At 70.5% G+C, this 9024-nt stretch carries 8 protein-coding genes and 4 pseudogenes; 7 read left to right on the forward strand and 5 right to left on the reverse strand.

The genetic code is table 11. From position 1 onward, the window contains the following. Positions 1–141: 141 nt before the first annotated feature. The 4 genes and pseudogenes from AWZ10_RS43580 to AWZ10_RS43595 all read left to right on the forward strand — a co-directional run. A pseudogene (locus tag AWZ10_RS43580) lies at positions 142–1035 on the forward strand (SMI1/KNR4 family protein); the annotation flags it as partial. Positions 1036–1302: 267 nt separating this feature from the next. Then, positions 1303–1869: a DUF6434 domain-containing protein gene (locus AWZ10_RS43585; protein ID WP_060893932.1), complete on the forward strand. Its 567-nt coding sequence runs from the start codon at positions 1303–1305 to the stop codon at positions 1867–1869. Between the two features lie 225 nt (positions 1870–2094). Further along, on the forward strand, positions 2095–2322 hold the full coding sequence (locus tag AWZ10_RS53285) for a hypothetical protein (protein WP_060893933.1): 228 nt from the start codon (positions 2095–2097) through the stop codon (positions 2320–2322). A 301-nt stretch (positions 2323–2623) separates the two neighbouring features. Then, positions 2624–3118 carry a hypothetical protein gene (locus AWZ10_RS43595; protein ID WP_244172760.1) on the forward strand — a complete coding sequence of 165 codons (495 nt, stop codon included), beginning with the start codon at positions 2624–2626 and terminating at the stop codon, positions 3116–3118. A 117-nt stretch (positions 3119–3235) separates the two neighbouring features. Here the strand turns inward: AWZ10_RS43595 and AWZ10_RS52720 are convergent, their stop codons facing one another. Beyond that, positions 3236–3376 carry a hypothetical protein gene (locus AWZ10_RS52720; protein WP_167366050.1) on the reverse strand — a complete coding sequence of 47 codons (141 nt, stop codon included), beginning with the start codon at positions 3374–3376 and terminating at the stop codon, positions 3236–3238. Between the two features lie 1000 nt (positions 3377–4376). Between AWZ10_RS52720 and AWZ10_RS43600 the strand changes: the two genes are divergently transcribed. Together AWZ10_RS43600 and trhA are read left to right on the forward strand one after the other, a co-directional pair. Further along, positions 4377–4709, forward strand: a complete 333-nt coding sequence (locus AWZ10_RS43600; RefSeq protein ID WP_060893934.1) for a helix-turn-helix domain-containing protein — start codon at positions 4377–4379, stop codon at positions 4707–4709. Positions 4710–4769: 60 nt separating this feature from the next. After that, complete coding sequence (trhA, locus tag AWZ10_RS43605) at positions 4770–5567, forward strand: PAQR family membrane homeostasis protein TrhA (protein WP_199845798.1); 798 nt, start codon at positions 4770–4772, stop codon at positions 5565–5567. A gap of 10 nt (positions 5568–5577) precedes the next feature. Here the strand turns inward: trhA and AWZ10_RS43610 are convergent. Together AWZ10_RS43610 and AWZ10_RS43615 are read right to left on the reverse strand one after the other, a co-directional pair. After that, positions 5578–6244, reverse strand: a pseudogene (locus AWZ10_RS43610) (transposase); the annotation flags it as partial. 33 nt (positions 6245–6277) lie between these two features. Continuing rightward, positions 6278–6710, reverse strand: a pseudogene (locus AWZ10_RS43615) (IS6 family transposase); the annotation flags it as partial. A 2-nt stretch (positions 6711–6712) separates the two neighbouring features. On the opposite strand from AWZ10_RS43615, the pseudogene AWZ10_RS54805 reads away from it, so the two are divergent. Then, positions 6713–6892, forward strand: a pseudogene (locus tag AWZ10_RS54805) (IS630 family transposase); the annotation flags it as partial. 21 nt (positions 6893–6913) lie between these two features. Here AWZ10_RS54805 and AWZ10_RS43620 read toward each other — a convergent pair. Then, positions 6914–7678, reverse strand: a complete 765-nt coding sequence (locus tag AWZ10_RS43620; protein WP_060893936.1) for an alpha/beta fold hydrolase — start codon at positions 7676–7678, stop codon at positions 6914–6916. Between the two features lie 166 nt (positions 7679–7844). Further along, positions 7845–9024: tetratricopeptide repeat protein (locus tag AWZ10_RS43625; protein ID WP_159058581.1), on the reverse strand; the 1180-nt coding region annotated here is incomplete at its 5' end.

Raw genomic sequence — 9024 nt, forward strand, 5'->3', positions numbered from 1 at the left:
GGCCGGGACGGCGGCCTGCGGGGCCGGGGCCAGACCGGCCGCGGCGGCGCAGACGGTGACGGCGAGGGCTGCCAGTCGGCTGCACCGGGTGCGCCGGGTGGTGTCGGGACACTGTCAGTGGTGGGTGGCAGCATCCGGCACATGACGGACACCACGACAGACACCAGAGGATTCGACTGGCGGTCCTTCCTGCTCGAGTGGAGCGGGGAGTGGGCGGATTCCCTTCAGGACGACGAGACGCGGGGGCAGGACGACGAGACCGCGCTGGGAGGCGCGGTGGCTCGGTTCCCGCCCGCCTCGGAGTATCGGATCGTGGCCCTGGAGGAGCGTCTCGGCCGGCGGATGCCCCCGTCGTACCGGGAGTTCCTCAAGGTCAGCGACGGCTGGCGGCACGCGGGCAGGTTCGTGTGGCTGCTGGCGGGGACCGAGGACGCTCGCTGGCACAACGACGCGTCGGGACTCGCGGACATGTTCGAGGAGTACCTGGACGAGGACGCCGGGCCCGAGGAGCGGCGAGAGGTGGACATCTGGCGGCGCGGGCTGCAGCTCGACGTCGAGTCCGACATTACCCACATCCTTATGGATCCGGAGGACGTGGACGAGGATGGCGAGTGGGCCGTGTACACCTGGGCGAGCTGGCGTGCCGCGCCGCCCGAGAGGCACGCCGACTTCCTCGCGTTCATGCAGGACATGCACCGCGAGTTCCACAGCCTGCGGTCACACCCGAGCGACGAGGAACCGGAGTTCGAGAACGACACGACGTGGCAGCTGGACGTCCTGGTCGACCGGGCCCGGCTGGAGACGATGCGCGGTGACTGGGAGGAGGCCGTGAAGTCGCTGGACGAGGCCGGTGGGTACGGCAGACCTCGGGCCACCGGTCTGGGCGACCAGATACGACGCTTACTCGGACAGTCCTCCGGGGTGTACTTCGAAGGCCTGGTGACGGACCCCCGGCACACGCCGGAGCTGCTGCCACCGCTGGTCGCCGAGCACGCGGCGCACTCGTACCGGGACGACAATGAGCGCCATCACCACGTCCCAGCCATGGTTCATGGCGAGGTGATTACTTCCGCCTTCGCGGAACAACGGCACGGGGGAAGGCCCCACTTCCTCGACGGTGACGTTCGTGCGGGCACGATGCCAGCGCGGGATGACGCCACCGGCCAGAGATGGTTGCCCGCATGCCGCAGCATCACCGAGCCCGACGAGCTCGGCTGCTTCCTCTCAGGGGGAGGCCCCGACTGCGTTTCGCGGAGTTGTCGCTGATCGAGCAGTGTCGGAGGCGGTTGGCATACTGCACGGATGACAGAGCAGCGGCCGACCCTGGCCCTTTCCCTCACCGGTGAAGAACTGCGGCGCTGGTACTGGCTCAAGGACGAACTCCTCGCCTTCGCCCGTTCCATCGGGGTCGGCACGCGTGGTGGCAAGCAGGAGCTGACGGACCGCCTGGCCGCGGTGCTCGACGGCAGACCGCTGCCGCCCGCCGCCCCTGTGCGCCGCGTGGTCGGCGCGCCGCTGCCCGAACCGCTCACCGAGGACACCGTCATCCGTGCAGGACAGCGGTGCAGCCAGCAACTGCGCGGCTTCTTCCGGGCCGAGATCGGTCCCGCGTTCCGCTTCGACGCCGCCATGCGCTCCTTCATCGCCGACGGCGCCGGGCGAACGCTTGGCGATGCGGTACGTCACTGGCATACGACACGCGGACAGGGCCCCGAGGACATCGGGCCTCAATTCGAACTCAACCGGTTCCTCCGCGACTGGAACGCCGCACATCCCGGCGCCGGCCGGGACACCGCGCTCGCCGCCTGGCGCGACCATCGCTCACGACCCGTCGACGACCGCCCGCGCTTCAACGGCCGGGGCGAGTAGGCGTGCCAGGCCGACCGGAGACATCGCAGACCCGGCTTCGTCCGGGCCGCCCCCGGCTCCGCTTACCCCGGACTATGTGCCCTGACAGACCGGCCGCAACCGCGAGCAGCTCCGGCGCGAGCGGCTGGACCTGGTCCTGCTGCACAGCCCGGAGCGCGCCCACCCCGGTGACCGTCCCGCCCTGCACCGCGCGATCCGGAGACGTTCGTCGTCCTCGAGGAGGCCGTGGCAGCCGGGCAGGTGGCCGGATGCGGCATCGCCGCGTGGGCGGGCCTGGAAGAGGAAGCGTTCACGGTGGAGGAACTGCTTGCCCTGGCCGCCGAAGGCGCGGGCGGCCGGCACCACCTGGTCGCGGTCCAGATGCCGGTCAGGCTGGTGAGGATGACGCCGATCACGCAGGCCCTTCAGGCCATGGCCCGCTCCCGGCCGCAGCCGGCGCGGGGCTGCGGGTGATGGCCTCCGCGCCGCGCACGGCGGCGAGTTCCCCGGCGTGGTCGACCAGGAGCTCGCCGACCTAGTCCGGCCGGGACTGCCCCCCGCACAGGCGTGCGTCCTCGCCGTGGTGTCATGCCCAGGATTGACGGGCGTCCTCATCGCGGCCTCCAGTGCGCCACACTGGAGTCAGGCGGCCGACGCCGTCGCCCAACCCTCCCTGACCGCCGCCAAGTTGAGGGAGAAGCCAGAAGAAGGAGCGCCGTACGCAAGTCATTCACTGGTGTACTCGCCTCCCCCTGACCCGGACACCGAACAGCGCATGCGTGCCCGCCATGCCCGCGCCGCCCAGGCTCTGGACGTACGAGTCGAGCCGGGCGGGGAGTTCTGGGGTTGGGCCGGGCGCACTGTGGGTGCCCCGGCCCGCACCGCCGCCGGGCATCCGGCGTGGCCGCGGCTGGTGTCCGCGCCAGAGGACAAGGCGTCGGGGGAACCGTGGGACGGCGCCCTCGAGGCACACCACGTCTTCGGGGACCTCGACGGGCGCCGGCCCGCCCTCCCGGCCGTCCACGACGCCGTCGACGACACCACCGCCTATCGGGCGGAGCTGTCGGCTCGCGTCGACCAGCCGGTCCTGTCCGACGACCCGGTGCTCCAGCGCGACCTCCAACTGCCGGACTCCTGGTGGGCCGACCTCACCGGGACGCTGGAGAAGGTGGCGGCCTTCGACACCGACCGCGTCGCCGTACGCCAGCACTACATGGACCGGGCCATCCCCGAGTTCGTGGGCATCGCGGCCCCGGCCGTGACCCGCTGAGCAGCCGCCCACGCCGACCTGCACTGGGCCAACGTCACCGCGCCCCTGTGGCTTCTGGCCTGGGAGGGCTGGGGGCGAGCTCCGGAGCGGTTCGACGCCGCCACGCTCTACGCCTACCTACTGCTCCGGGAGGACGTCGCCACCCGCGTCCGCACCGCCTTGCCCGTCCTGGGCAGCCCGGCCGGCCTCGCCGCCGAAGCGACCGTGTGCGCCCGGCTGCTGCAGACCGTGGCCCGCGGCGACAACCTGGTCCTTCAAGACCAGCTCCGGAAGTGGCCCGAAATACTCCGCTGCCGCCGACCGAGCTCCCGGTACCTGACGCGGCCGGGGCAGCTGCGCCATGACCTCGCCACCACGCCGTACCGAATCCTGCACACCCCCGTAGGGCTGGGCGGCGCTGGTTCTCACCACCCGGACATGCGGTGCCCCAAGGGGCGGGCAGCCGTGGCATCGCCTGAGGGCTCTGTCCGGCGCCGCCTCCACCGCCGCTCGAGACCACACCTCACCGCCCACACACGAAAATCTATGTTGACTAGAGTAGACATTGGGTGGTGCTGTGGTTATGGTTTCTCTCGTAGCCCAGAGAGACAGAAGGGCCTGGCAGACACGAACTGCCGGGCAGCGGTACGTAGTTGCAGTTCGCAGGACGGTGCGGTGGTGGAGTTCCGAAGCCATGGTTGTCGCAGGACGGCGACGGGGCTGACGACCGGACCGGGTGGCCCGCAGTGATCAGGGGCCGCCGCGAGTAGGGCCGCGGTCGACGCGGTGGCAGTACCCGTAAGTGCGGTTCGTGGTATCCAGCAGTGAAGTCAGTGAGCGGTACCTCGGTGAAGGCGTCGGCTGCGGGCGCGCGCACCGGGAGGTTCGGCAGTGGGGTTCCAAGCCAGAGCAGACGCAGGACGGGCGACGGGGCTGGCTGCCGGAGAGTGGCGCTGTCGCAGGCCGCTGAGCAGGTCGCATCACCAGCAATACGCAGTCCCCTTAGTAAGTGATTGATCCCAGAGGGAGAAGAACGGAGGAATTGGACGCCATCAGGATCGCCCGGGCGGCTTGTTGAGTCCGGGTACCGCAGGACATCGATAGTGAGGTGGTCTCCGGTCGAGCAACCGCGATCCCAGCATTCCCGGCAGCATCTCGGTCGGGTGTGCGGTGACAGAAGGCCGGCGCAGCAGTAGGGCCGGCGGATGGTGTAGCAGTTCCTTCGGGCCCTGGCGCCGTACGGCGCCAGGGCCCTCCACGCGTTCCACAGAGAGGTCAGATGACAGCAGACGACTCGTACAGCCGTCTCGATGACGATGACTACCCCGCCTACACCATGGGCCGGGCCGCCGAGATGCTCGGCACCACGCAGGGCTTCCTCCGCGCCATCGGAGACGCCCGCCTCATCACACCGCTACGCTCCGAGGGCGGGCACCGCCGCTACTCCCGCTACCAGCTGCGCATCGCCGCCCGCGCCCGGGAGCTCGTCGATCAAGGCACCCCCATCGAGGCCGCCTGCCGCATCATCGCCCTCGAAGACCAGCTCGAGGAAGCCCAGCGCACCAACGCCGAACACCGCCGTAGCGCAGCCCTGCACACAGCCGCCACCTGAAACGCGGTCCCTGATGCCGCGCCCGACCGCACGCTTCCGCCATTTCACGAAAATGAGCGCATGATCGCCGAAGATACTGAGCCACCGTCCCACGGACAGGAGCCCCAGCCTGGCCCGGGCAACCCGCCCGACACCCTGCGAATCCCGGCGATGGATGCGTCTCCCGTCGCAACAGGCCGGCTGACTGCCGCTACCGGCCTGGAAGGCGGGGTGGAACGGGCGGCGGCTGCGCTGAAGCCGAGGTTGCGCGGCTGGCTGCACGCCGGCGTGTTCCCCCTGGCGCTCGTCGGCGGCATCGTCCTGATCGCCGTTTCGCGCACAGGTGCGGCAGCGGCGGCCTGCTCGGTGTATGCGGTGTCGGCCTGTCTGCTGTTCGGTACCAGCGGGGTCTACCACCGCGGAACGTGGGGTCCGCGCGGGGAGGCGGTTCTGCGGCGGCTGGACCACGCGAACATCTTCCTGATCATCGCCGGGACGTACACCCCGCTGGCGGTATTGCTGCTGCCCGAAGGCCGGCAGTGGGTGCTGCTGATGGTGGTGTGGGCGGGCGCGCTGGTCGGCATCGCCTTCCGCGTCCTGTGGATCGGGGCTCCCCGGTGGCTGTACACCCCGTGCTACATCGCGCTGGGATGGGTGGCCGTCTTCAACCTGCCCGACTTCGCGCGCACCGGCGGCACCGCCGTCGTCGTACTCGTCATCGCCGGCGGTCTGCTCTACACCTTGGGCGCCGTCGTCTACGGGCTCAAGCGGCCCAACCCTGCACCGGCCTGGTTCGGCTTCCACGAGGTCTTCCACGCCCTGACCATCGCCGCCTTCACCGCGCATTACACAGCCATCCTCCTGGCAGCCAGATACTGACTTCGGCTCATCAGCGTGAGCTCGGGTTGCCGAGGGCGAGGCAGGTGCCCACTATGAAGCCGTCGAGGGTTTCGGGCCGGTACTGGAGTCGTTTGAGTCGGTTGCGGACGAGGGTCGCCAAGCGGTCCAGGGCGACTACGGCGAGGTTGGCCAGGCTGCGCTTGACGTGGGCCCACACGCCCTCGACCGGGTTCAGGTCGGGCGAGTAGGCGGGCAGCAGGAACACCGCCAGCCATTCCCGTGCGTCGACAACTCTCGCATCGTTCGGGAGACATGGGTGTTGAGCCGTTCCCAGACCAACACGACCGGTGCCTTGATGAGCTGGTGAGTGCCGTCGAGCAGAGCGATGAAGTCGCGCTCGCTCATACTGCGGCGCTTGCCCTTGCCCGCGGGGTGGGCGATCAGCCGGTGGCACAGTCGGGTCCGTGCGCCGGGCCGCATCGCAATCAGCCCGGCCACCGACAGCCGCCCCGAGCGGCGTCCACTCACCGTCACGACCGAGGTGTGTCCGCGTCGTCGCCAGGTGCGGCCTCGGGGCGATCGGCGGGTGAAGCCTGCTTCGTCCTCGAAGCAGATGTAGCCCCCGAATGCCGCCCGGGCCCTTTCACCTCCGCCAAGGTCGCCTCCTTCCACACCTTCACCGACTCCTCGTCACGCTCGGCGACCTGCCGTACGGGTCGGTAGCCGGGAGCGGTCATCAGGTGGCGGCGGGGCCGGAAGCGGGGTGGGATGCCGCTGAACGCGGACAGGAACCGCTGGGCAGCGCCGGTACTGCGGAAGCCTTTCATCGCGCGTTCGCGTTGCCTGGTGGGCTGGTGGCTGTTCTCGGCCCGGTTGTTCAGGCCCTTGTGGGAGCGGTGCTCGAAGGAGGGCATGACCTCACGGTGGGCGGCGCCGTAGGAGCGGAGCTTGTCCGTGACGACCACCCGCGGCACCGAGCCCGCCGTCTTGAGCAGCCGGCGGAAGAAGCGCCTGGCCGCAGCCTTGTCCCGGCGGGTTCTGCACGAGGATGCCCAGCACCATGCCGTCCTGGTCGACGGCCCGCCACAGGTACTTCCGCTCACCGTCGATCTTGATGAAGACCTCGTCCAGATGCCACTTGTCCCCAGGCCGGGGCCGGCGGCGGCGCAGCGAATGGGCATACTGCCAACTCACACCATCCGAACCACACCGTCCAGACCCGTGCACCGCACGCCTACTCACGCTGGCGCAACGCCAACACCCGCCCTCCCGGCGTGCTGGCGGCCCAGGGCAAGGAGCGTGCCCGCATCCGCAGCGAGAAAGGCATCCGCTGGGGCGGACGCCCCCTCACCAATGTCGCGTGACAAGGCATGTCGCGAGCAGGCTCAACCGACAGGGCCTATCTCCTTGAGAAAGCCGATCAGTAGATCGGTAACGGCCGATGGCCGCTCGAGGCTGGGAAGGTGACCTGCCCAGGGCAGTTCGACGTGGTCGGCGTTCGCGAGCAGATGCGGCAGTCGGGCGGCGATCTGTCGGAAGTCCGCCAGGTCATGCGCGCCCGACAGAGCAAGGCAGGGCGCTTGAATTGCCGCCAGATCGATCTCGGCCTCGATCGGCTCGAACTCCTCAGCGGCGGCTAGCTGCAACTCGAAGGCGTGCCGCTGCATCTTGCGTACTGCCTCGCGGGCGGTCTCGTCGGCGTCCGGGCCGAGCCAGGTCTCGACCATCAGTTCCGTCGCGCCGACGATGTCTCCCGCCTCGATCAGCGCTTCCTCGCGCTCCCCGAGCGCACTCAGTTCGGCAGAAGGTTCATGCCCGGGAAGGGCGGAACAAATCAACGCCATGGCGCTCGTCCGGTCCGGCCAGCGCGCGGCGATCTCCAAAGCGACCTGCCCGCCGTACGAGGATCCCACCAGTGTCGCCTGCGCGATGCCCAGACTGTTCAGGAGGGCCAGCACATCCTCGGCGTCGCTGTGAGGCCGGTCCGGCGCTGGAGTCTCACCGAAGCCCCGAAGATCACAGCGCACCAGCCGGTAACCGGCGTCGATCAAGGCCGGCCACTGGGCATCCCACATGCGCCGGTCACACACCCCGGAATGCAACAGCACCAGTACAGGACCGTCTCCGGTCACATCATGAGAGAGCGTCATCCGGCCGACCCTACGCAGCGGGTACTCAAAACGCCTCCCGATTAGCAGCGCCGCTGCCCCGCCCATCACTCCGGCGAACCACGCCGGTCACAGCACTGGCAGGGCAGTTGAGGTGGGTGGGTTCGGCTGGTCCTCCTCTCTGGCCCCTTGGGGCAGGGGTCCTCCGTCAGCCCTTCTCCTCCGCCCCGGTCTCCTCGGCCGTCCGGGCCGGTGTGTCCAGTAGCAGGAGCGCCGTGCGCACCTCGTCGACGCGGGGCGAGTCGAGCGCCGTGTACAGCGCCAGCGCTGCCCGGAGGTGGTGCGCGGCACGCTCCGGGTCCCGCAGCGCCTGCCGGACCAGGGCCGTGCCGAGGTGGGCGCGTGCCTGTTCCTCCCGCTCCTCGATCCCCGACGCCGTGTCCAGCGCCGAGGCGTGCGCGTCGAGGGCCTCGGTGTGCTGTCCGGTTCCGTGCAGCGCCTCGCCCAGGCCGTTGAGGGCGCCGGCCTCGCCGTAGCGCTCCCCGGTCCGGCGGAAGAGGTCCAGGGCCCGGCGCTGGTGCGCGGCCGCCTCGTCGTACCGGCCGAGACCGTGCAGCGCGTTGCCCAGGTTGGACAGCGCGTGTCCTTCCCCGCAGGTGTTGCCGAGCCGTCGGAACAGGGTCAGCGCGCGCTCGAAGTACCCGGCCGCGGCCGCGTGGTCGCCCAGCCGGGCCACGACGATGCCCAGGTTGCCGAGCGCGCTGGCCTCGCCCAGTGGGTGGCCCGTTGAGCGGTAGAGCTCCAGTGCTCGGCGGTACTTCTCGATCGACGCCTGGTAGTCCTCCAGCAACTCGTGCACGATGCCCAGGTTGTTCAGCACGTCCGCCTCGCCGAGCGCGTCGCCCGCCGCGCGGAACAGCCCGACCGCCCGCTCGTGGTGCTCGGCGGCCTCCCGGTACTGCCCGCGCAGTTCGTGCAGCACGCCGACGTTGGTCAGATGCCGAGCCTCGCCGGTCCGGTACCCGACGCGCCGGCAGAGCGCGAGCGCGGTGTCGTGGTGCCGGTGCGCGCTGTCGTAGTCGCCGAGCCGCCGGTGTACCGCCCCCAGACAGGCCAGCACGTCGGCCTCGCCGCGGGCGTCGCCGGCCGAGCGGGCCGCCCGCAGCGCGTGGGTGTGGACGGCCAGGGCGTCGGCGTAGTGCCCGGACCGCTCGTAGTGCCGGTGGAGGGTGGTGGCGAGGCGCACGGTGTGCCCGGACGGCCCGGGCTCCTCGGTCCGCGAGCACAGCGTCACCAGGGTCGGCTGGGCGGCGGCCAGCCAGACGCGGCACTCCTCGGCCGTCCGCAGCGGCGGCAGTCCGGCGGCCGGCAGCCCGACGGCGGGGCGC

This window comes from Streptomyces europaeiscabiei (assembly GCF_001550375.1).
Classification (GTDB): domain Bacteria; phylum Actinomycetota; class Actinomycetes; order Streptomycetales; family Streptomycetaceae; genus Streptomyces; species Streptomyces europaeiscabiei.